Annotated in this window: 23 protein-coding genes and 1 pseudogene; 17 read left to right on the plus strand and 7 right to left on the minus strand. The window is 60.7% G+C overall.

The window, feature by feature from the left end; all coding sequences use genetic code 11:
• Positions 1–112: 112 nt before the first annotated feature.
• Together rpmG and rpmB are read right to left on the minus strand one after the other, a co-directional pair.
• Positions 113–268 carry a 50S ribosomal protein L33 gene (rpmG, locus tag E4O98_RS00965; protein ID WP_003176906.1) on the minus strand — a complete coding sequence of 52 codons (156 nt, stop codon included), beginning with the start codon at positions 266–268 and terminating at the stop codon, positions 113–115.
• An 11-nt stretch (positions 269–279) separates the two neighbouring features.
• A complete protein-coding gene (gene rpmB / locus E4O98_RS00970; protein ID WP_003176907.1) occupies positions 280–513 on the minus strand; it encodes a 50S ribosomal protein L28 in 234 nt (77 codons plus the stop codon).
• A gap of 458 nt (positions 514–971) precedes the next feature.
• Between rpmB and E4O98_RS00975 the strand changes: the two genes are divergently transcribed.
• Positions 972–2564, plus strand: coding sequence for an ABC transporter substrate-binding protein (locus E4O98_RS00975; protein ID WP_248133954.1), 1593 nt, complete (start codon positions 972–974; stop codon positions 2562–2564).
• 57 nt (positions 2565–2621) lie between these two features.
• Here E4O98_RS00975 and radC read toward each other — a convergent pair whose 3' ends face one another.
• Positions 2622–3296 carry a DNA repair protein RadC gene (gene radC / locus E4O98_RS00980; RefSeq protein ID WP_032878719.1) on the minus strand — a complete coding sequence of 225 codons (675 nt, stop codon included), beginning with the start codon at positions 3294–3296 and terminating at the stop codon, positions 2622–2624.
• A 143-nt stretch (positions 3297–3439) separates the two neighbouring features.
• On the opposite strand from radC, the gene coaBC reads away from it, so the two are divergent.
• The 4 genes and pseudogenes from coaBC (at position 3440) to argB (ending at position 7696) form a co-directional block, all read left to right on the plus strand.
• Positions 3440–4648: a bifunctional phosphopantothenoylcysteine decarboxylase/phosphopantothenate--cysteine ligase CoaBC gene (coaBC, locus tag E4O98_RS00985; protein ID WP_015886530.1), complete on the plus strand. Its 1209-nt coding sequence runs from the start codon at positions 3440–3442 to the stop codon at positions 4646–4648.
• A 5-nt stretch (positions 4649–4653) separates the two neighbouring features.
• Entirely contained in the window at positions 4654–5109 is a 456-nt protein-coding gene (gene dut / locus E4O98_RS00990) for a dUTP diphosphatase (protein ID WP_016975923.1), read from the plus strand.
• 248 nt (positions 5110–5357) lie between these two features.
• Positions 5358–6770, plus strand: a pseudogene (locus E4O98_RS00995) (phosphomannomutase/phosphoglucomutase); the annotation flags it as partial.
• A gap of 20 nt (positions 6771–6790) precedes the next feature.
• Positions 6791–7696, plus strand: coding sequence for an acetylglutamate kinase (gene argB / locus E4O98_RS01000; RefSeq protein WP_003213275.1), 906 nt, complete (start codon positions 6791–6793; stop codon positions 7694–7696).
• Positions 7697–7862: 166 nt separating this feature from the next.
• Here argB and pyrE read toward each other — a convergent pair whose 3' ends face one another.
• Positions 7863–8507 (minus strand): orotate phosphoribosyltransferase, encoded by a 645-nt coding sequence (pyrE, locus tag E4O98_RS01005; RefSeq protein WP_003195489.1) that lies wholly within the window; start codon positions 8505–8507, stop codon positions 7863–7865.
• An 82-nt stretch (positions 8508–8589) separates the two neighbouring features.
• Here pyrE and E4O98_RS01010 point away from each other — a divergent pair, with 82 nt between their 5' ends.
• Positions 8590–9369: an exodeoxyribonuclease III gene (locus E4O98_RS01010; protein ID WP_003195493.1), complete on the plus strand. Its 780-nt coding sequence runs from the start codon at positions 8590–8592 to the stop codon at positions 9367–9369.
• A gap of 61 nt (positions 9370–9430) precedes the next feature.
• Here E4O98_RS01010 and E4O98_RS01015 read toward each other — a convergent pair whose 3' ends face one another.
• Both E4O98_RS01015 and rph read right to left on the minus strand, forming a co-directional pair.
• Positions 9431–9799, minus strand: coding sequence for a DUF4870 domain-containing protein (locus E4O98_RS01015; protein ID WP_005792486.1), 369 nt, complete (start codon positions 9797–9799; stop codon positions 9431–9433).
• Positions 9800–9821: 22 nt separating this feature from the next.
• On the minus strand, positions 9822–10544 hold the full coding sequence (gene rph / locus E4O98_RS01020) for a ribonuclease PH (RefSeq protein ID WP_005792487.1): 723 nt from the start codon (positions 10542–10544) through the stop codon (positions 9822–9824).
• A gap of 214 nt (positions 10545–10758) precedes the next feature.
• Here rph and E4O98_RS01025 point away from each other — a divergent pair, with 214 nt between their 5' ends.
• From E4O98_RS01025 to E4O98_RS01050, 6 genes are all read left to right on the plus strand, one after another.
• Positions 10759–11622 (plus strand): YicC/YloC family endoribonuclease, encoded by an 864-nt coding sequence (locus tag E4O98_RS01025; protein WP_005792488.1) that lies wholly within the window; start codon positions 10759–10761, stop codon positions 11620–11622.
• A gap of 10 nt (positions 11623–11632) precedes the next feature.
• On the plus strand, positions 11633–12253 hold the full coding sequence (gene gmk / locus E4O98_RS01030; protein ID WP_003213284.1) for a guanylate kinase: 621 nt from the start codon (positions 11633–11635) through the stop codon (positions 12251–12253).
• A gap of 167 nt (positions 12254–12420) precedes the next feature.
• Entirely contained in the window at positions 12421–12684 is a 264-nt protein-coding gene (rpoZ, locus tag E4O98_RS01035) for a DNA-directed RNA polymerase subunit omega (protein WP_003176920.1), read from the plus strand.
• Between the two features lie 60 nt (positions 12685–12744).
• Positions 12745–14850, plus strand: coding sequence for a bifunctional GTP diphosphokinase/guanosine-3',5'-bis pyrophosphate 3'-pyrophosphohydrolase (spoT, locus tag E4O98_RS01040; protein WP_005792489.1), 2106 nt, complete (start codon positions 12745–12747; stop codon positions 14848–14850).
• Between the two features lie 24 nt (positions 14851–14874).
• On the plus strand, positions 14875–15255 hold the full coding sequence (locus E4O98_RS01045) for a RidA family protein (protein ID WP_003176922.1): 381 nt from the start codon (positions 14875–14877) through the stop codon (positions 15253–15255).
• A 56-nt stretch (positions 15256–15311) separates the two neighbouring features.
• Entirely contained in the window at positions 15312–16052 is a 741-nt protein-coding gene (locus E4O98_RS01050) for a hypothetical protein (RefSeq protein ID WP_032878714.1), read from the plus strand.
• A gap of 126 nt (positions 16053–16178) precedes the next feature.
• Here E4O98_RS01050 and E4O98_RS01055 read toward each other — a convergent pair whose 3' ends face one another.
• A complete protein-coding gene (locus E4O98_RS01055) occupies positions 16179–17030 on the minus strand; it encodes an SDR family oxidoreductase (protein WP_223017778.1) in 852 nt (283 codons plus the stop codon).
• Positions 17031–17218: 188 nt separating this feature from the next.
• On the opposite strand from E4O98_RS01055, the gene exbB reads away from it, so the two are divergent.
• From exbB to recG, 5 genes are all read left to right on the plus strand, one after another.
• Positions 17219–18202: a tonB-system energizer ExbB gene (exbB, locus tag E4O98_RS01060; protein ID WP_248133956.1), complete on the plus strand. Its 984-nt coding sequence runs from the start codon at positions 17219–17221 to the stop codon at positions 18200–18202.
• 6 nt (positions 18203–18208) lie between these two features.
• On the plus strand, positions 18209–18634 hold the full coding sequence (gene exbD, locus E4O98_RS01065; protein ID WP_003195519.1) for a TonB system transport protein ExbD: 426 nt from the start codon (positions 18209–18211) through the stop codon (positions 18632–18634).
• The gene (locus E4O98_RS01070; RefSeq protein WP_228309126.1) at positions 18631–19377 is read left to right on the plus strand and encodes an energy transducer TonB; all 747 of its coding nucleotides are present in this window, start codon (positions 18631–18633) and stop codon (positions 19375–19377) included. Before exbD ends, E4O98_RS01070 begins: the two co-directional genes overlap by 4 nt.
• A 157-nt stretch (positions 19378–19534) precedes the next feature.
• Positions 19535–20455, plus strand: coding sequence for a hydrogen peroxide-inducible genes activator (locus tag E4O98_RS01075; RefSeq protein ID WP_032878710.1), 921 nt, complete (start codon positions 19535–19537; stop codon positions 20453–20455).
• An 8-nt stretch (positions 20456–20463) separates the two neighbouring features.
• Positions 20464–22539 (plus strand): ATP-dependent DNA helicase RecG, encoded by a 2076-nt coding sequence (gene recG, locus E4O98_RS01080; protein WP_032881178.1) that lies wholly within the window; start codon positions 20464–20466, stop codon positions 22537–22539.
• Positions 22540–22564: the final 25 nt, after the last annotated feature.

Consider the following 22564-nt stretch of genomic DNA (forward strand, 5'->3'; position numbering starts at 1 on the left):
ACTCCTCCTGAATATAGGCCAGAAGGCGTAAACCTTATTCAGGACGGGACACCAGGCAAAAAAAAGCCCGCATCGTGAGATACGGGCTTTTTTTCACAAGGAAGAAAATCAATTACTTGATTTTGCCTTCTTTGTAGATCACGTGCTTGCGAACGCGCGGGTCGAACATTTTCTTTTCGAGCTTGTCCGGGGTAGTACGCTTGTTCTTGTCGGTAGTGTAGAAGTGACCAGTACCGGCGCTAGAGATCATTCGAATCAATTCACGCATGATAGAGCTCCTTAGATCTTGCCAGCGGCGCGGATTTCGGCCAGCACGACAGTGATGCCACGCTTGTCGATAATACGCATGCCTTTGGCAGATACACGCAGGCGAACAAAACGTTTCTCTTCTTCAACCCAGAAGCGGTGATGCTGCAGGTTCGGCAGGAAACGACGACGGGTTTTGTTATTTGCGTGGGAAATGTTATTCCCAGTCACCGGACCCTTACCGGTAACTTGACAGACTCTCGACATGCCTCAGCCCTCTAAAACCACATGCCCAACCCGGCATGGGTTGGCCGCTTAATCTCTCAGTCATTTGGCGCCAGGCGCCGCGTTTCTTTAGGGTCTTACCGGCTACACCTACAAGCGAAGGAACCGGGCCCCTAGAAAAGAGCGCTGCTTTATACCAGAAAGACCCCAGTGCAACAACAGCCCGTGTGTTTTTACCAGCGTAAATCTTGGTGCCGGACGCCCGAACCGCTGCCAGGAGGGGCCGCTGTAACAGCCGACCGCTCGTCGCACAGAATGATTTACAGCGCCCGCAGGCACAGGGAAGTGCACGGCGAAACGCGCTGAGGCGCCATCAAAACAGCATTTTGGCCAAAAGCACAGGCAAAAATGGGCTAGTCATTTATCAATCAGACCTCTACGGTAGGCTTTTTCCAGACTGCACTCGCAGATGGGCCTTCGATCTGCACAGGAAACCGAATATGCGCCTCGCAGCCCTACCACTACTGCTTGCCCCCTTCTTTATGGCACCGATGGCCGTTGCAGCCACCAACTTGAGCGTCTGCACCGAGGCCAGCCCCGAAGGGTTCGATGTGGTGCAGTACAACTCGCTGACCACCACCAACGCCTCGGCGGATGTGCTGATGAACCGCCTGGTGGACTTTGATGCGGCCAGCGGCAAGCTGGTACCGAGCCTGGCAGACAGCTGGGAAGTTTCCCCCGATGGCCTGACCTACACCTTCAAGCTGCACCCGGGCGTGAAATTTCACCGTACCGATTATTTCAGCCCAAGCCGCACGCTGACCGCCGAAGACGTGCGCTTCAGCTTCGAGCGCATGCTCGATCCGGCCAACCCGTGGCACAAGATCGCCCAGAGCGGCTTCCCCCACGCCCAGTCCCTGCAATTGCCGGCACTGGTCAAGAAGATCGATGCCCTCGATCCGCTGACGGTGCGTTTCACCCTCGACCACGCCGACTCCACCTTTCTCCCGGCGTTGAGCATGGGCTTTGCCTCGATCTACCCGGCTGAATATGCCGACAAACTACTCAAGGCCGGCACGACTGAGAAACTCAACAGTCAGCCCATCGGCACCGGCCCGTTCGTATTCATGCGCTTCCAGAAAGATGCCGTGGTGCGCTACAAGGCCAACCCGGACTATTTCGCGGGCAAACCGGCTGTGGATAACTTGATCTTTGCCATCACCCCGGACGCCAACGTACGGTTGCAGAAACTGCATCGCAACGAATGTCAGATTGCCCTGTCGCCCAAGCCCCTGGATGTAGGCGAAGCCGAAAAAGACCCGGCGCTGAAGGTGGAAAAAACCGCTGCCTTCATGACCGCTTTCGTCGCCATCAACAGCCAGCACCCACCGCTGGACGAACCCGAAGTACGCCAGGCGATCAACCTGGCCTTTGACAAGGGCAGCTACCTCAAGGCCGTCTTCGAGGGCACCGCCGAAGCAGCCAACGGTGTGTACCCGCCCAATACCTGGAGCTATGCCAAGGGTTTGCCAGGCTACCCACAGGATCTGGCCAAGGCCAAGGCGCTGCTGGAACGTGCCGGGCTCAAGGACGGTTTCAAGACCACAATATGGACGCGCCCTACCGGCAGCCTGCTGAACCCCAACCCGAACCTCGGCGCCCAACTGCTACAGGCCGACCTGGCCAAGGTTGGCATCCAGGCTGAAATTCGTGTGATCGAATGGGGCGAATTGATTCGCCGCGCCAAGGCCGGCGAGCACGACTTGCTGTTCATGGGCTGGGCCGGCGACAACGGCGACCCGGACAACTTCCTGACCCCGCAATTTTCCTGCGCAGCGCTGAAATCCGGCACCAACTTCGCCCGCTACTGCGACCCCGCTCTGGATAAGTTGATCAGCGCCGGCAAGACCACCAGCGAGCAAGGCGTACGCACCAAGCTGTACCAGCAGGCCCAGGCGCAGATCCAGCAGCAGGCGCTGTGGCTGCCGCTGGCGCACCCGACGGCGTTTGCATTGACGCGCAAGAATGTCGAGGGTTACCAGGTAAGCCCGTTCGGCCGCCAGGATTATTCGAAAATCAGCCTCAAGCCCTAGGGCGCAACCCCTTTCCTGTAGGAACGAGCTTGTTCGCTCCTACAGGAACAGAGGTGGCTATACCCATCCGTATTCAGCCATCGACAGCGGATCACCATCTCCCACAATGATGTGATCCAGCACCCGCACATCCACCACTTCCAACGCCTTTTGCAGCATTTTGGTCAATCTGCGATCAGATGCACTGGGCTCCGCATTCCCGGAGGGATGGTTGTGGCACAAAATCACCGCTGCCGCGTTATGCGCCAAGGCACGCTTGACCACCTGCCGCGGGTAAACAATCGCAGTGTCGATGGTGCCCTGAAACAACGCCTCGAACCCCAGTACACGATGCTTTGAGTCCAGGAACAGACAGCCGAATATCTCATGAGGCTCATGGCGCAACAGCGCCTTGAGGTATTGACGCACAGCCAGCGGGCTCTCCACTACCGAGTCGGCGCGCAAGCGTTCGGCCAGATGGCGCCGGGACATTTCCAGCACCGCCTGCAATTGGGCGAACTTCGCCGGCCCCAGCCCCATATGCTGGCTGAACAGCGCCTGGCTGGCCTCCAACAGCGGGCGCAGGCCGCCAAACTGCACCAGCAGATCACGCGCCAGATCCACCGCACTTCGACCGGAAACGCCAGTACGCAGGAAGATCGCCAACAATTCGGCATCGGACAGGCTCGCCGCGCCACCTTCCAACAGCTTCTCCCGTGGACGCTCCGCCACGGGCCAATCACGAATACTCATCCCACCTCCGTCTGTATCTGCTGCGCTGTTGTGCGGCAGACGCTGTGTTATCGTAGGCCCTCTTTTTTGCATGCGATTTCACCTGGGGAGGGGTCATCGCAGGCGTCACTGAACTGGCATCACTGAACTGGAAAGGCAAACCAATGCAGCGTCTGTATCGGAAACGCATCGTTCTCGGCGTCGGCGGCGGCATTGCCGCCTACAAGAGCGCAGAGTTGGTTCGCAGGCTCCTGGACCAGGGCGCGGAAGTGCGCGTGGTCATGACCCGTGGTGGCAGTGAGTTCATCACCCCGTTGACCATGCAGGCCCTGTCCGGCCACCCGGTTCACCTCGACCTGCTGGACCCGGCGGCCGAAGCCGCCATGGGCCATATCGAACTGGCCAAATGGGCCGACCTGGTGCTGATCGCCCCGGCCACCGCCGACCTGATCGCCCGCCTGGCCCAGGGCATCGCCGATGACCTGCTGACCACCCTGGTATTGGCCACCGACGCCACCGTCGCGATCGCCCCGGCCATGAACCAGGCCATGTGGCGCGACCCGGCCACCCAAGCCAATACCCAACTCCTGCAAAGCCGCGGCCTCAAGGTGTTTGGCCCCGCCTCCGGCAGCCAGGCCTGTGGCGACGTCGGCATGGGCCGGATGCTCGAAGCCACCGACCTTGCGCTATGCGCCGCCGAGTGCTTCCAGCACCTGGCCCTGACCGGCAAGCACGTGCTGATCACCGCAGGCCCGACCCAGGAAAACATCGACCCGGTGCGCTACATCACCAACCATAGCTCAGGAAAAATGGGCTTTGCGTTGGCAGAAGCTGCGGTCGAGGCAGGCGCACGGGTGACCCTGATCACAGGCCCCGTGCATTTGCCGACCCCTGATCGCGTCACGCGAATCGACGTAGTCAGCGCCCGGGACATGCTGGCGGCCTGTGAAGCCGCCATTCCCTGTGACCTGTTCATCGCCTCGGCAGCGGTGGCGGATTACCGCCCGGAAGTCGTAGCCCCGCAAAAGCTCAAGAAAGACCCTACAAGCGGCGACGGCCTGCTCCTGCAAATGGTGCGCAACCCGGACATCCTGGCCACCATCGCCACCCGTCCGGACCGTCCGTTCAGTGTCGGTTTCGCTGCCGAGACCGAGCACCTTCTGGACTACGCCGCGCGCAAACTGAAAGACAAAAACCTCGACTTGATCGTTGCCAATGATGTCGCCAACCCGAGCATCGGCTTCAACAGCGAGGAAAATGCCTGCAGCGTGATCGACCGCGAGCTGCACGCCACCCTTTTCGCCCAGACGAGCAAGGGCAAGATTGCCCGCCAACTGATCTCTTTTATCGCCCAACGGCTGAACCAGGTTTAATTTTCATGCACGCTTTGCAAGCCAAGATCCTCGACCCCCGCATCGGCAACGAATTCCCCCTGCCGGCCTACGCCACACCGGGCTCCGCCGGCCTGGACCTGCGCGCCATGCTCAAGGAAGACACCGTTCTTGAGCCAGGCCAGACCATCCTGATCCCGACCGGCCTGTCGATCTATGTCGGCGACCCGGGCCTGGCGGCGCTGATCCTGCCGCGCTCCGGCCTGGGCCACAAACACGGCATCGTGCTCGGTAACCTGGTCGGCCTGATCGACTCCGACTACCAGGGCGAGCTGATGGTGTCGTGCTGGAACCGTGGCCAGACTGCTTTCAACATCGCCGTCGGCGAGCGCATCGCCCAACTGGTCCTGGTGCCGGTGGTGCAGGCGCATTTTGAATTGGTGCAGGAATTCGACGAAACCCAGCGCGGCGCAGGCGGTTTTGGGCATTCCGGCAGTCACTGACTAAGCTGAACGTGGCCGGATGCAATCGTCCGGCCACGCGCCACCGCCCGGCTTTTCAGGATGAAGAATGCGCGGAAATAATCATCGAGATTTCTCCAATGAAATCAAAGGACTACGTAAAAATAATGCTAGCGCCAATGCGCCGATGGCATTTTTACACCACGAACTCTCTGCCGAAAACGCCGTCATACCCTTCAGTTTGAGCCTGCCGGCCAGCCACATCAGGCCCGCCTTGCCCCCTTTCAGATGGAGTTTCCCCCGCGATGAGTACCGCAGCCCGCGTAGCCCCGACCTTTCCCGACAGCATTTTTCGCGCCTATGACATTCGTGGCGTGGTACCCAAGACCCTGACCGCCGAAACCGCCTACTGGATCGGCCGCGCCATCGGTTCGCAGAGCCTTGCCCAGGGCGAACCCAACGTCTCGGTGGGTCGTGACGGCCGTTTGTCCGGCCCCGAGCTGGTCGAGCAACTGATCCAGGGGCTGGCCGACAGCGGTTGCCACGTCAGCGACGTCGGCCTGGTGCCGACACCCGCGTTGTACTACGCGGCCAACGTACTGGCCGGTAAATCCGGGGTGATGCTCACCGGCAGCCATAACCCTTCGGACTACAACGGCTTCAAGATCGTCATCGCTGGCGATACGCTGGCCAATGAACAGATCCAGGCCCTGCACACCCGCCTGAAGACCAACGACCTGACCAGCGGCACCGGCACCATCACCAAGGTCGACATCCTGCAGCGCTACTCCGATGAAATCACCCGCGACGTCAAACTCGCGCGCCGCCTCAAAGTGGTGGTGGATTGCGGAAACGGCGCGGCTGGCGTGATAGCCCCGCAATTGCTCGAAGCGCTGAACTGCGAAGTGATCCCGCTGTTCTGCGACGTCGACGGCAACTTCCCCAACCACCACCCGGATCCGGGCAAGCCGGAAAACCTGGTGGACCTGATCGCCAAGGTCAATGAAGTGGGCGCCGACGTCGGCCTGGCCTTCGATGGCGACGGTGACCGCGTAGGCGTGGTGACCGAAACCGGCGAGATCGTATTCCCCGACCGCCTGCTGATGCTGTTTGCCCGTGACGTCGTGGCGCGCAACCCCAACGCCGAGATCATCTTCGACGTGAAATGCACGCGCCGCCTGACGCCACTGATCAAGGAGTACGGCGGTCGCCCGCTAATGTGGAAGACCGGTCATTCGTTGATCAAAAAGAAAATGAAGGAAACCGGCGCACTGTTGGCCGGCGAAATGAGCGGCCACGTGTTCTTCAAGGAGCGCTGGTTCGGGTTTGACGACGGCATTTACAGCGCCGCTCGTCTGCTGGAGATCCTCAGCAAGGAAAAATCCACCGCCGAAGAACTGTTTCAGACCTTCCCGAATGATATTTCTACGCCAGAGATCAATATCCATGTGACCGAGGAGAGCAAATTCAGCATCATTGACGCATTGCACGATGCGCAATGGGGTGAAGGCGCCAACCTGACCTCCATTGATGGTGTGCGAGTCGATTACGCCAAAGGCTGGGGCCTGGTTCGCGCGTCCAACACCACACCGGTGCTGGTCCTGCGTTTCGAGGCGGATACCGAGGCCGAGTTGCAGCGCATCAAGGACGTGTTCCACGCCCAGTTGAAACGTGTTGCCCCTGATCTCCAATTACCGTTCTGATTTTTTGCCCGGAGCCCTGAATGACCCTCGAACGCGAAGCCGCTGCCAACACCGCCAAGGTCCTGTCCGAAGCGTTGCCTTATATTCGACGCTACGTCGGCAAGACGCTGGTGATCAAGTACGGCGGCAATGCCATGGAAAGCGACGAGCTGAAAACCGGCTTTGCCCGCGACATCGTGCTGATGAAAGCCGTGGGGATCAACCCGGTGGTCGTCCACGGTGGCGGCCCGCAAATCGGCGACCTGCTCAAGCGTCTGTCGATCGAGAGTCACTTCATCGATGGTATGCGTGTCACTGACGCGCAGACCATGGACGTGGTGGAGATGGTCCTCGGCGGCCAGGTCAACAAAGACATCGTCAACCTGATCAACCGCCACGGCGGCAGCGCCATCGGCCTGACCGGCAAGGATGCAGAGCTGATCCGCGCCAAGAAACTTACCGTGACCCGCAAGACGCCGGAGATGACCCAGCCGGAAATCATCGACATCGGCCAGGTGGGCGAAGTGATCGGCATCAACACCGATTTGCTCAACCTGCTGGTCAAGGGCGACTTCATCCCGGTGATTGCGCCGATCGGCGTGGGTGCCAATGGCGAGTCCTATAACATCAACGCCGATCTGGTAGCCGGTAAGGTGGCGGAAGCACTGAAGGCTGAAAAGCTGATGCTACTGACCAATATCGCCGGTTTGATGGACAAGGAAGGCAAGGTACTGACTGGCCTGACCACCCAGCAGGTAGACGACCTGATCGCCGACGGCACCATCTACGGCGGCATGTTGCCGAAGATCCGTTGCGCGCTGGAAGCAGTGCAAGGTGGTGTAGGCAGCTCGCTGATCCTGGATGGCCGTGTGCCGAATGCAATCCTGCTGGAAATCTTCACTGATACCGGTGTGGGCACGCTGATCAGTAACCGCAAGCGTCCTTAACCGCTGCAAATAAAAAGGCCCCGCTCAATTGAATTGAGCGGGGCCTTTTGTTTGTACACCGTTCAAATGTGGGAGCTGGCTTGCCTGCGATGACGGCAGTACATTCAAAAATGCACCGACTGACACACCGCTATCGCGGGCAAGCCCGCTCCCACAGGGGTCAGTGTCAGACGCCGAACTGCTCGCGGTATGCACGCACAGCCGGCAAATGCTGCTTGAGCTGCGGATCATCCTCCAGGAACTGCAACACCTGGTTCAACGACACGATACTTACCACCGGAATGCCGAAATCGCGCTCCACTTCCTGGATCGCCGACAACTCACCGTTGCCGCGTTCCTGGCGGTTCAGGGCGATCAGCACGCCGGCGGCCTTGGCGCCGTCCTGGGAAGCGATGATCTGCATCACTTCACGGATAGCAGTACCTGCGGTGATCACGTCATCGATGATCAGCACATCGCCGGTCAACGGAGCCCCTACCAGGCTGCCGCCTTCACCGTGGGCCTTGGCTTCCTTACGGTTGAAGCACCACGGCAGATCCTGCCCATGATGTTCCGCCAGGGCCACCGCTGTAGCCGCAGCCAAGGGAATACCCTTGTAGGCCGGACCAAAAAGCACATCAAAGGAAATACCGCTTTCAACGATGGCTGCCGCGTAGAAACGACCCAGCTGAGCCAGGGCCGAACCCGAGTTGAACAAGCCTGCATTGAAGAAGTACGGGCTGGTGCGCCCGGACTTGAGAGTGAACTCACCGAAGCGTAAAACGCCGCGATCGATGGCAAAACGAATGAAATCGCGTTGATACGCCTGCATGAAAAAAGCCTCAGATACCACGGATTTAGCTAATTAGGTGGACGGCGTGTATCATACACGCACGCGATTTTTGGGGCCATTTATGCGGATCATCAGTGTGAACGTTAATGGTATTCAGGCTGCAGTCGAGCGTGGTTTGCTCAGTTGGCTGCAAGCCCAGAATGCCGACGTCATCTGCCTGCAGGACACCCGCGCCTCCGCCTTTGAACTGGACGACCCAGCCTTCCAACTGGATGGCTACTTCCTTTATGCCTGCGATGCCGAAGTGCCCACCCAAGGTGGCGTGGCTTTGTACTCGCGGTTGCAACCCAAGGCGGTCATCAGCGGCCTCGGCTTCGAGACAGCCGACCGCTACGGGCGCTACCTGCAAGCCGATTTCGACAAGGTCAGCATCGCGACCTTGCTGCTTCCTTCGGGGCAGAACGGCGATGAAGACTTGAACCAGAAGTTCAAGCTAATGGACGACTTCGCCCGTTACCTGGATAAACAGCGACGCAAACGTCGCGAGTACATTTATTGTGGCTCGCTGTACGTGGCGCAACAGAAGCTGGATATCAAGAACTGGCGCGACAGCCAGCAATCACCGGGCTTCCTGGCGCCGGAACGGGCCTGGATGGACGAGATTGTCGGCAACATGGGCTATGTTGATGCCCTGCGCGAAGTCAGCCGCGAAGGCGATCAGTACAGCTGGTGGCCGGATAACGAACAGGCCGAGATGCTCAACCTGGGCTGGCGTTTCGACTATCAGCTGCTGACCCCGGGCCTGCGCCGGTTCGTACGCAGCGCTCGCCTGCCACGCCAGCCGCGCTTCTCGCAGCACGCGCCGCTGATCGTGGACTACGACTGGACCTTGACCATCTGAGGTCTTTTTCCAGGCACAAAAAAAAACCGACAGCAATGTCGGTTTTTTTGTGGCCGCTCGGTTACTTGACCAGACGCCAAGTCCACGGATAGCGATAGGCAATGCCCTTGTTGGCCTTGATCCCGGCAATGATCGTCAGTATCAACGCCCCTATCACCAGTACGGTCATCAGCAAAAAGCCGACCACCACGAAGCCCAGCACCAGACACACCAACCAGGCGATGGCCACGGTGATCTGAAAATTCAGGGCTTCCTTGCCCTGATCATCGATAAGCGGGTCCACATCCTTCTTGAACTGCCACAGGATCAGCGGCCCCAACACGCTGCCGAAGGGGAACACCAACCCTGCAAACGCCGCGAAATGACACAGCATTGCCAACTGGCGTACTTCCTTGGACGGTGCCGGAACCGGCAATTGGCTGTCATTCATGGCGCTTCTCCTTGGGGCGGGCTTAGTCAGCGAGTGCAGCGGTTTGCAGTGCAAAGATTTCGGTCATGCCCTTCTGGGCCAGGGCCAGCATCGCGTTCAGCTCAGCCGGCTGGAATGGCGCGCCTTCGGCGGTGCCCTGCACTTCGATGAAACCACCGGTGCTGGTCATGACCACGTTCAGATCGGTCTCGGCGGCCGAGTCTTCCAGGTAATCCAGGTCCAGCACAGGCTCGCCCTGGTACATGCCGACCGACACAGCTGCGATCATCTGCTTGAGCGGGTCACCCGCCTTGAGGCCGCCGCGCTTCTTGATCACTTTCAATGCGTCGACCAGGGCTACCATGGCGCCAGTGATGGATGCAGTACGGGTACCGCCATCAGCCTGGATCACGTCGCAGTCGACGTAAAGGGTCACGTCGCCCAACTTGGACATGTCCAGCGCGGCACGCAGGGAACGGCCGATCAGGCGCTGGATTTCCAGGGTACGCCCGCCTTGCTTGCCACGGCTGGCTTCACGCTGGTTACGCTCACCGGTGGCGCGCGGCAACATGCCGTACTCTGCGGTCAACCAGCCCTGGCCCTGGCCCTTGAGGAAGCGCGGCACGCCGTTTTCGACGCTGACGGTGCAAATCACCTTGGTATCGCCAAACTCGACCAGTACGGATCCCTCGGCGTGTTTGGTGTAGTTGCGGGTGATGCGGATCGAGCGGAGCTGATCGGCAGCGCGACCACTTGGACGTTTCATAGGGGATACCTGTACTGAGGACGAAAAACTGCCGAGCATTATAGAGCCGCGAGCCGATTCGGGGCACTTCTAAAAATTCGGTTACGAATGCGCATGTTTGGGCGCCTCCTGCGCACTGCGCTACAATCCTGCGCCTCTCGACTGTAGGAGCGAGCTTGCTCGCTCCTACAGGTCGGCCTGGCCAATATCTATCTATCCAACACGAGGTACCTCCATGGTGCACAGCATGACCGCCTTCGCCCGTGTCGAAAAAGCCGGGGTTCAAGGCACCCTCAGCTGGGAATTGCGCTCGGTCAACAGCCGTTACCTGGAGCCACACCTGCGCCTGCCTGAGTCGTTCCGCGACCTCGAAGGCGCCGTTCGTGAAGCGCTGCGCCAGGGCATTTCCCGTGGCAAGCTGGAATGCACCCTGCGTTTTACCGAAGAAACCACCGGCAAACCGCTGCAGCTGGACCGCGACCGCGCCGCACAACTGGTTGCCGCCGCCGAAACCATCGCCGGCCTGATCAAGCAACCGGCCGCGCTGAACCCTCTGGAAGTCCTGGCCTGGCCCGGCGTACTGGTGGGCGACGCAACCGACCCGCAGGCCCTGAACGCCGAAGCCCTCGCGCTGTTCAACCAGGGCCTGAAGGAGCTCAAGGCCGGCCGTGAGCGCGAAGGCGCTGAACTGGCGCGCCTGATCAACGAGCGTCTGACATCGATCGAAGCCGATGTGGTCACCCTGCGCGAACTGGTGCCGCAGATGCTTGCCACCCAACGCCAGAAGATCCTCGACCGCTTCACCGACATGAAAGCCGACCTTGACCCGACGCGCCTGGAACAGGAAATGGTCCTGCTTGCCCAGAAAAGCGACGTGGCTGAAGAGCTCGACCGCCTGAGCACCCACATTCTTGAAGTACGCCGCGTGCTCAAGTCCGGTGGCGCCGCCGGTCGGCGCCTGGACTTCCTGATGCAGGAACTCAACCGCGAAGCCAATACACTGGGCTCCAAGGCGTTCGATCCGCGCAGCACCACGGCGGCGGTCAACCTCAAAGTGTTGATCGAGCAAATGCGCGAACAAGTACAGAATATTGAGTAAGGCAACCTCCATGACCCACAGCACCGGCACCCTTTACATCATTTCCGCCCCTTCGGGCGCGGGCAAAAGCAGCCTGGTCAAAGCCTTGACCGACGCTGACGAGCAGATCCGCATTTCGGTGTCGCACACCACCCGCGCCATGCGCCCGGGCGAAGTGAACGGCGTGCACTATCACTTCGTCGAGCGTACCGAATTCGTCAAGATGATCGAACACGGCGACTTCCTGGAGCGCGCCGAAGTCTTCGGCAACCTCTACGGCACCTCCCAAAGTCATCTGCAGCAGACCCTGGACGAAGGCCACGACCTGATCCTGGAAATCGATTGGCAGGGCGCCGAGCAAGTGCGCCAATTGATGCCCAAGGCACGCTCGATCTTTATCCTGCCGCCGTCGCTTGAAGCGTTGCACCAGCGCCTGACCAACCGTGGCCAGGACAGCGACGAGATCATCGAAGGGCGTATGCGTGAAGCCGTCAGCGAAATGAGCCACTATGTCGACTACGACTACCTGATCATCAATGACGATTTTGCCCACGCCCTGGATGATTTGAAGGCGATTTTCCGTGCCAATCAGCTCCAGCAAAAGCGTCAACAGCAGCGTTTCGGCAAATTACTCGCCGAACTGCTCGGCTGATTGGCTCTTCCCAAAACCGCTGCAAGGGCCTTACATTGGCACTTGTAGCGGTTTTGCGAGAGCCTGCGAAAAATCAGCGCTTCCCTAAACGCTGGTGATTTTTTAAACTGCTCAGTCCGCTCGCCCAACCGGGCAGCGCGCATCTTGCATTCGCTCCGAGGAATACCATGGCCCGCGTAACCGTTGAAGACTGCCTAGAACACGTGGATAACCGCTTTGAGCTGGTCATGCTCTCTACCAAGCGTGCCCGTCAACTGGCCACTGGCGGCAAAGAGCCCCTGGTCCAGTGGGAAAACGACAAGCCTACCGTTGTAGCCCTGCGTGAAATCGCTGAAGGCCTGATGAGCTACGAGTTCATTGCCAACGCCGAAATCGTTGAAGACGAACCGCTGTTTGCAGCGTTCGAGGACGAGTCCAACGAGGCCGTCTAAGCCTATGCCAGGTCGACGTAGCACGGCGCAGGGTCACAGTCATCGGCAGGAGTTCACACTTTGCCGAGCATAGACGCCCTCGCCGATCGCTTATCGGCCTACCTCGGCCCCGACCAGGTCAACCTGGTCCGCCGAGCGTATTTCTACGCCGAACAAGCCCACGACGGCCAACGCCGACGTAGCGGTGAGGCGTACGTCACCCATCCCCTTGCGGTGGCAAATATCCTGGCCGACATGCACATGGACCATCAGAGCCTGATGGCCGCGATGCTGCATGACGTGATCGAAGACACCGGCATTGCCAAGGAAGCGCTCAGCGCGCAATTTGGCGAAACCGTGGCCGAACTGGTCGACGGGGTCAGCAAACTGACCCAGATGAACTTCGAGACCAAGGCCGAAGCCCAGGCGGAAAACTTCCAGAAGATGGCCATGGCCATGGCCCGAGACATTCGGGTGATCCTGGTCAAGCTGGCCGACCGGCTGCACAACATGCGCACGCTGGAAGTGCTGTCCGGCGAAAAGCGTCGGCGCATCGCCAAGGAAACCCTGGAAATCTACGCGCCCATCGCCAACCGGCTGGGCATGCACGCCATTCGTATCGAATTCGAAGACCTTGGTTTCAAAGCCATGCACCCGATGCGTTCGGCGCGCATCTACCAGGCGGTCAAACGCGCCCGGGGCAATCGCAAGGAAATCGTCAACAAGATCGAAGAATCCCTGAGCCATTGCCTGGCGATCGACGAGATCGAAGGCGAGGTCAGTGGCCGCCAGAAGCACATCTACGGCATCTACAAGAAGATGCGTGGCAAGCGCCGGGCCTTCAACGAGATCATGGACGTGTACGCGTTCCGGATCATCGTCGACAAGGTCGATACCTGCTACCGCGTGCTTGGAGCTGTACATAATTTGTACAAACCCTTGCCGGGCCGCTTCAAGGACTACATCGCGATCCCCAAGGCCAACGGCTATCAGTCGCTGCATACCACGCTGTTCGGTATGCATGGCGTGCCGATCGAGATTCAGATCCGTACCCGCGAAATGGAAGAGATGGCCAACAACGGCATCGCCGCCCATTGGCTGTACAAGTCCAGTGGCGACGAGCAGCCCAAAGGCACCCATGCCCGCGCCCGCCAGTGGGTCAAGGGCGTGCTGGAAATGCAGCAACGTGCCGGCAACTCACTGGAATTCATCGAAAGCGTGAAGATCGACCTGTTCCCGGACGAGGTCTACGTGTTCACGCCCAAGGGCCGGATCATGGAGCTGCCCAAGGGCTCCACGGCGGTCGACTTCGCCTACGCGGTACACACCGACGTCGGCAACAGCTGCATTGCCTGTCGGATCAATCGTCGTCTCGCGCCGCTGTCCGAGCCCCTGCAAAGCGGCTCCACGGTCGAGATCGTCAGTGCTCCAGGCGCACGCCCCAACCCGGCATGGCTGAACTTCGTGGTCACCGGCAAGGCCCGTACGCATATTCGCCACGCCCTGAAACTGCAGCGTCGCTCCGAGTCCATCAGCCTGGGCGAGCGCCTGCTGAACAAGGTGCTCAACGGCTTCGACAGCGCCCTGGACAAGATTGCGCAAGAGCGCGTGCAGGCGATGCTTCATGAGTATCGCCAGGAAACCATCGAAGACCTGCTCGAAGATATCGGCCTGGGCAACCGCATGGCCTACGTGGTCGCCCGTCGCTTGCTGGGCGAAGGCGAACAACTGCCGAGCCCGGAAGGCCCGCTGGCGATTCGCGGCACCGAGGGTCTGGTGCTCAGTTACGCAAAATGTTGCACACCGATTCCGGGCGACCCGATTGTCGGCCACCTGTCCGCGGGCAAGGGCATGGTGGTGCACCTGGACAACTGCCGCAATATCACCGAAATCCGCCACAACCCGGAAAAATGCATCCAGCTCTCGTGGGCCAAGGATGTCACCGGCGAGTTCAACGTCGAGCTGCGGGTGGAGCTGGAACACCAGCGCGGCCTGATCGCCCTGCTGGCCAGCAGCGTCAACGCGGCCGACGGCAATATCGAGAAAATCAGCATGGACGAACGTGATGGTCGCATCAGCGTGGTCCAACTGGTGGTCAGTGTGCACGACCGCGTGCACCTGGCCCGCGTGATCAAGAAACTGCGCGCCTTGACCGGTGTGATCCGCATCACCCGTATGCGTGCATAACCGATCCATTACAAGGAGTCATTCATGACCAAGACAGTTATCACCAGCGATAAAGCCCCAGCCGCCATCGGCACCTACTCCCAGGCGATCAAGGCGGGCAACACCGTCTACATGTCCGGCCAGATTCCGCTGGACCCAAAGACCATGGAACTGGTTGAAGGCTTCGAAGCCCAGACCGTACAAGTCTTCGAAAACCTCAAGTCCGTGGCCGAAGCTGCCGGTGGTTCGTTCAAGGACATCGTCAAGCTGAACATCTTCCTCACCGACCTGAGCCATTTTGCCAAGGTCAACGAGATCATGGGCAAGTACTTCGAACAACCCTACCCAGCCCGCGCCGCCATCGGCGTTGCCGCCCTGCCAAAGGGCGCACAGGTTGAGATGGACGCCATTCTGGTCATCGAGTAAAACACCCGGCGCAGCCCCAAAAGGCTGCGCCGGCTTCGCTTCATAAGGATTTCGTAATGCGCAAAGCGCTTGTAGCCTCTTCGTTGCTCGCACTGTTGCTCGGCGGTTGTGCCAGCAACCCGGCCGATCTGGACGTAAGCGGTACCTGGATCAACCAGGCCGCCATCGACGCGGCAGCCAAGGGCGGCCCTTTGCGTGAAGCCCTGCAATCCTATGGCCCCAACCTTGAGTGGGAGGTCAACACCAAGGCGTTGCAGGCGCGCTACTACAACGGTTTTGAAGTAGCGGAAGGCAAGTTGTCGGGTGAAAAACCCGGCGCGTGGAGCGTGGACTTCTACGGCAGCTCCGCCACCGAACTCAAGCGCAAAGGCAAACAATTGCTGCAAGTGGCCAACGACAATGAGCCAGAGCAGCTGTTCGCCCGCGCCAAAGACCCGGCCCCCGAAGGCGCACCACTGGGTGCCAACTTCGAACGGGCACTGTATGCGGCCTACATGGGCGGCGACTGGAAGATAACCGACGGCACCGGCAACGGCGCCACAGTGCAGTTCCAGGCTGACGGCAAGATCGCCGGTCTGCCTGGCGTTGACCGTTACTCACTGTGCCTGGCGGGTGATTGCGCCTCCATGAGCGGCGGCTACGACAGCATCTGGCTGCAACTGAACGGCCAGGGCAACCCATGGATTTTCGTACGCAAGGGTGAGCAGCTGGAAATCTTCCAGGCGATCAACACCGCGCAGGCCGATGAAGTGCCTTCGTTTACTCCAGGCCCGCGCCAATGGCTGCTTGAAAAGTAATAACAGCCTCGCCCAAATCCAAATGTGGGAGCTGGCTTGCCTGCGATGACGGTATTACACCCAACAAAGATGTGATTGATATACCGCTATCGCAGGCAAGCCAGCTCCCACATTTTTTGCCGCGCTTCAGCCTTTCAGAATCGCCGCATAGCCTTCCCGGTAAGTCGGGTAAGTCGGCACCCAGCCCAACGCCTTGATACGCGCATTACTGCACTGCTTGCTCCCCGCACGCCGCACACTGGCGTCCTCGGCCCATTCGGTCACACCCAGGTACTCGCGCAACCAGGCCACCACCTCGGCTAGCGGTGCCGGCGCATCGTCAACGCCGATGTAGACCTTGTCCAGCGAACCGCCCTTTTCCACATGCCGCAGCAAGAAGGCGAGCAGGCCCGCGGCGTCATCGGCGTGGATACGATTGCCATACAGCGGCGGATCAACCGCTACGCGGTAGCCTTGACGCACCTGGGTCAGCAGCCATTCACGACCCGGGCCGTAAATCCCGGTCAGCCGCACGATGGTGGCCGGAATACCACTATTGAGCGCCACTTGCTCAGCTTCCAGCATCACCTGCCCGGAATAACCCTTCGCTTGCGTCTCTGACGTTTCGTCGACCCACTCGCCGTTCTGCTGCCCATACACACTGCTGCTGGAGACAAACAGCAAATGCTTGGGCGTCTGGCCATAGTCGTCCAGCCACTCCAGTACATGCTGCAACCCTTGCACGTAGGCGGCGCGATAGCCGGCCTCGTCGTGGTCGGTGGCAGCGGCGCAGTACACCAGATAATCCACCCCGCCGATCGGCCAGGTGTCCGGGCAATCCTTTTTGAACAGATCGCCAGCGATGCCGATCACGCCGTCGGGCAGGCGTGAAATATCGCGGCGCAGGCCGTGGACCTCCCATTCCGAGGCCAGCAATTGGCTAGCCAGCCGACTACCCACATCACCGCAACCGGCAATCACAACAGAAGGCGCAGACATCATAAAACTCCATTCTCAAAGGCGCAGATTAGCCGCGCGAGTGGATCAACGGCCAGTGAAAAGCGAAATAAAGTAACAGTGCCACTTTAGTTAACAAGAATTACTTGCAATAATAACCACCCATTTGTCCTCGACCCCCCTCGGTCTGGAAGGACGATCACCCATTTTTTCTCTCAGGTCCGGCCAGCATGACATGTAATACAACCCCCGCTTCGCCAACCAAGCCTCACAGCCCATCCCGCGCCTGGCGTGCGATTGCTGCGATGCTGTTCAGCGTCCTGCTGGCACCGACCGCCGCATTCGCTGATGCCACCGCCCCCGCCACTCCGGCGGCTGCCGAGCAGAATGCTGCGACCCCGACGACATCTGCCGTTGCTCCAGTGGCTACCGACCCGGCCCAGGCCACGGGCGACGCCGCACCTGCCAACGAAACCGGCGTTGTGCTGGAAGAAGACAACACCCTGGGTATGGCCCATGACCTGTCGCCATGGGGCATGTACCAGAATGCCGACGTAGTGGTGAAGGCTGTGATGATCGGCCTGGCCATCGCCTCGATCATCACCTGGACCATCTGGATTGCCAAAGGCTTCGAGCTGCTGGGCGCCAAGCGTCGTCTGCGCGCTGAAATCGTCCACCTGAAAAAAGCCACTACCCTCAAGGAAGCGAGCGAAACCGCAACCAAAAAGGGCACCCTGGCCAACACCCTGGTGCACGACGCGCTGGAAGAAATGCGCCTGTCGGCCAACACCCGCGAAAAAGAAGGCATCAAGGAACGCGTGGCTTTCCGCCTGGAACGCCTGGTTGCCGCCTGCGGCCGTAACATGAGCAGCGGCACCGGCGTACTCGCCACCATCGGTTCCACCGCGCCGTTTGTCGGCCTGTTCGGCACCGTATGGGGCATCATGAACAGCTTCATCGGCATCGCCAAAACCCAGACCACCAACCTCGCCGTCGTTGCCCCCGGCATCGCCGAAGCCCTGCTGGCTACTGCCCTGGGCCTGGTTGCCGCGATCCCTGCGGTGGTGATCTACAACGTCTTCGCCCGTTCGATCGCCGGCTACAAGGCTCAGGTATCGGATGCGTCGGCAGAAGTCCTGCTGCTGGTCAGCCGTGACCTCGATCACCTGCCTACCGAGCGCAGCTCGCAACCGCACATGGTGAAAGTGGGGTAATCGGCCATGGGCCTGCATTTGAATCAAGGCGACGACGAACTCGTCGAGAACCACGAAATCAACGTTACGCCGTTTATCGACGTGATGCTGGTGCTGCTGATCATCTTCATGGTGGCTGCACCGTTGGCCACCGTGGACATCAAGGTTGACCTGCCCGCCTCCAGCGCCAAGCCGGCGCCGCGGCCGGAGAAGCCGATTTTCCTCAGCGTCAAGGCGGACCAACGCCTGTTCCTGGGCGAAGAAGAAGTCAAGGCTGAAACCCTGGGGCCGGTGCTCGACGCCAAGACCCAGGGCAAGAAAGACACGACAATCTTCTTCCAGGCCGACAAGGGCGTGGACTACGGCGACCTGATGAGTGTGATGGATGCCCTGCGGGCAGCCGGCTACCTCAAGGTAGGCCTGGTCGGACTTGAGACGGCAGCCAAGAAATGATCACGACGCGCCACAAACTGACGCGTTACGGCACCAGCCTCGCCGTCGTGCTGGGCGTGCATGCCGTCGCGATCATCATCGCGCTCCAATGGTCCGCGCCGCAGGTGATCCAGTTACCGCCTGCCGCGATGGTCATCGACCTGGCGCCGCTGCCAGCGCCACCGCCGCCTCCGGCACCGCCCAAGGTCGTGGCGCCACCGCCGCCGCCAGTTGACGAGCTGCCGCTGCCGAAATTGGCCGAGGCGCCCAAACCGACGATCCAGGTGCCCAAGCCGGTCAAGCCCAAACCCAAGCCGCAACCGCCCAAGCCAGTGGAGAAGAAGCCCGATCCGCCCAAGGAGAAACCTTCCGAGGAGCCTCCAAGCGAAACGCCGCCGAGCAACGCGCCTGCGCAAAAATCCGCCCAGCCTGCGCCCGGGCCATCGGCACAGCAGCTTGCTGCCCAGGCATCCTGGCAAAGTACCCTGCTGGCGCACCTGCAGAAGTACAAGAAGTACCCGCCGGGCGCCCAGCAACGTGGCAAGGAAGGCATGAACCGCTTGCGTTTCGTGGTCGATGGCGAAGGCAATGTACTGTCCTACGAACTGGAAGGCCGCTCCGGCAACGCCGACCTGGACCGTGCGACCCTGGAGATGATCCGCAAGGCTCAACCCTTGCCCAAACCGCCAGCCGACTTGTTGAAAAACGGCAGTGTCGAACTGGTCGCACCCTTCGTTTACAACATCGATAAACGTCGCCGCTAGCGGAGCAATGTGGGAGGGGCTTGCCCCCCTCCCGCACTGACTTTCACCGCGACAACAATTTCCGACATTCCCCACTCAATCCCCAGCAAAGTTCTGATAACGTGCGTCTATCGATTGCAGCCGGTATGCTTGGCCCGCAACTTCATGGACGCCCGCTATGACTCTTACAGAATTACGCTACATCGTGACCCTCGCCCAAGAACAGCACTTCGGCCATGCCGCCGAGCGTTGCCACGTCAGCCAGCCGACGCTGTCGGTGGGCGTGAAAAAGCTTGAAGACGAACTCGGTGTGCTGATTTTCGAGCGCAGCAAGAGCGCCGTGCGCCTCACCCCAGTGGGCGAAGGCATCGTTGCCCAGGCCCAGAAGGTCCTGGAGCAGGCGCAAAGCATTCGCGAGCTGGCCCAGGCCGGCAAGAACCAGCTGACCGCACCGCTCAAAGTCGGCGCGATCTACACTGTCGGCCCTTACCTGTTCCCGCACCTGATCCCGCAACTGCACCGCGTCGCGCCGCAGATGCCGCTGTATATCGAAGAAAACTTCACTCACGTGCTGCGCGACAAACTGCGCAACGGCGAGTTGGACGCGATCATCATCGCCCTGCCGTTCAACGAGGCGGACGTGCTGACCCTGCCGCTCTACGACGAGCCGTTCTACGTGCTGATGCCGGCCTCGCACCCGTGGACCAAAAAGGACACCATCGATGCCGGCCTGCTCAACGACAAGAGCCTGCTGCTGCTCGGCGAAGGCCACTGCTTCCGCGACCAGGTACTGGAAGCCTGCCCGACCCTGACCAAGGGCAACGACGGCGCCAAGCACACCACGGTGGAATCCAGCTCCCTGGAAACCATTCGCCATATGGTCGCTTCCGGCCTGGGTATTTCGATCCTGCCGCTGTCAGCGGTGGACAGCCATCACTACGCTCAAGGCGTGATCGAAGTTCGCCCACTCACGCCTCCGGTGCCGTTCCGTACCGTGGCGATCGCCTGGCGCGCCAGCTTCCCACGCCCCAAGGCAATTGAGATCCTCGCCGACTCGATTCGCCTGTGTTCGGTGGCCAAGCCGCCCGCTGCGAGCTAAGCAACCGTATGACTGAGCTGTCGCAGGTGTCGGTGACGGCACTCAAGGGTGTCGGTGACGCCATGGCCGAGAAGTTGGCCAAGGTCGGCCTGGAAAACCTCCAGGACGTGCTGTTCCACTTGCCCCTACGTTATCAGGACCGCACCCGCGTCGTGCCCATCGGCCATTTGCGCCCAGGCCAGGATGCGGTGGTCGAAGGCACTGTCAGCGGCGCTGACGTGGTGATGGGCAAGCGCCGCAGCCTGGTGGTGCGCCTGCAGGATGGTACTGGCGGCTTGAGCCTGCGCTTCTACCATTTCAGCAACGCGCAGAAAGAAGGCCTCAAGCGTGGCACCCGTGTGCGCTGCTACGGTGAGGCACGTCCCGGTGCATCGGGCCTGGAGATCTACCACCCGGAATACCGCGCCATCACCGGCGACGAACCGCCACCGGTGGACACCACCCTCACGCCGATCTACCCGCTGACCGAGGGCCTGACCCAGCAACGCCTGCGCCAACTGTGCATGCAAACCCTGACCATGCTCGGCCCGCAAAGCCTGCCCGACTGGCTGCCCCTGGAGCTGGCCCGCGACTATCAACTGGCGCCCCTGGCCGATGCGATCCGCTACCTGCATCACCCGCCCGCCGATGCCGATGTGGACGAACTCGCCCTCGGTCATCACTGGGCCCAGCATCGCCTGGCCTTCGAAGAGCTGTTGACCCACCAACTGTCCCAGCAGCGCCTGCGTGAAAGCATGCGTTCCCTGCGTGCGCCGGCGATGCCCAAGGCTACGCGGCTTCCCGCGCAATACCTGGCCAACCTCGGCTTTGCGCCGACCGGAGCACAGCAGCGCGTGGGCAATGAGATCGCCTACGACCTCAGCCAGCAAGAACCCATGCTGCGCCTGATCCAGGGCGACGTGGGCGCAGGCAAAACCGTGGTCGCCGCCCTCGCCGCCTTGCAAGCACTGGAGGCGGGTTACCAAGTCGCGCTGATGGCGCCGACAGAAATTCTCGCCGAACAACACTTCATCACCTTCAAGCGCTGGCTCGAGCCGCTGGGCCTGGAAGTGGCGTGGCTGGCCGGCAAGCTCAAAGGCAAGAACCGTGCGAGCGCCCTGGAGCAAATCGCTGCCGGCGCGCCGATGGTGGTGGGCACCCATGCGCTGTTCCAGGACGAAGTGCAGTTCAAGAACCTCGCGCTGGTGATCATCGACGAGCAGCATCGCTTCGGCGTGCAACAGCGCCTGGCCCTGCGCCAGAAAGGCGTGGGCGGGCGCATGAACCCGCACCAGTTGATCATGACCGCCACCCCGATCCCGCGCACCCTGGCCATGAGCGCCTACGCCGATCTCGACACCTCGATCCTCGATGAATTGCCGCCCGGGCGTACGCCGGTCAACACCGTGCTGGTCACCGACACCCGGCGCGTGGAGGTGATCGAGCGCGTGCGCGGCGCCTGCGCCGAAGGCCGGCAGGCGTACTGGGTCTGTACCTTGATTGAAGAGTCCGAAGAGCTGACCTGCCAAGCCGCCGAAACCACTTACGAAGACCTCACCAGCGCCCTGGGCGAACTCAAGGTCGGGCTGATCCATGGCCGCATGAAACCGGCAGAGAAAGCCGCAGTGATGGCCGAGTTCAAGGCCGGCAACCTGCAATTGCTGGTGGCTACCACGGTGATCGAAGTGGGCGTGGACGTGCCCAACGCCAGCCTGATGATCATCGAAAACCCCGAACGCCTGGGCCTGGCGCAACTGCACCAATTGCGCGGCCGGGTCGGCCGGGGCAGCGCTGCCAGCCATTGCGTGCTGTTGTATCACCCGCCGCTGTCGCAGATCGGCCGCCAGCGCCTGGGCATCATGCGCGAAACCAACGACGGGTTTGTCATCGCCGAAAAAGACCTCGAACTGCGCGGCCCGGGTGAAATGCTCGGCACACGCCAGACCGGTCTGCTGCAATTCAAGGTCGCTGACCTGATGCGTGACGCCGACTTGTTGCCTGCTGTGCGCGACGCCGCGCAAGCCTTGTTGGAACGCTGGCCCGAACATGTCAGCCCGCTGCTGGATCGCTGGCTGCGGCACGGGCAGCAATACGGCCAAGTGTGACGCCCGACGCACTTATCCGACCATC

This window comes from Pseudomonas sp. W2Jun17 (assembly GCF_023127795.1).
GTDB lineage: Bacteria > Pseudomonadota > Gammaproteobacteria > Pseudomonadales > Pseudomonadaceae > Aquipseudomonas > Aquipseudomonas synxantha_A.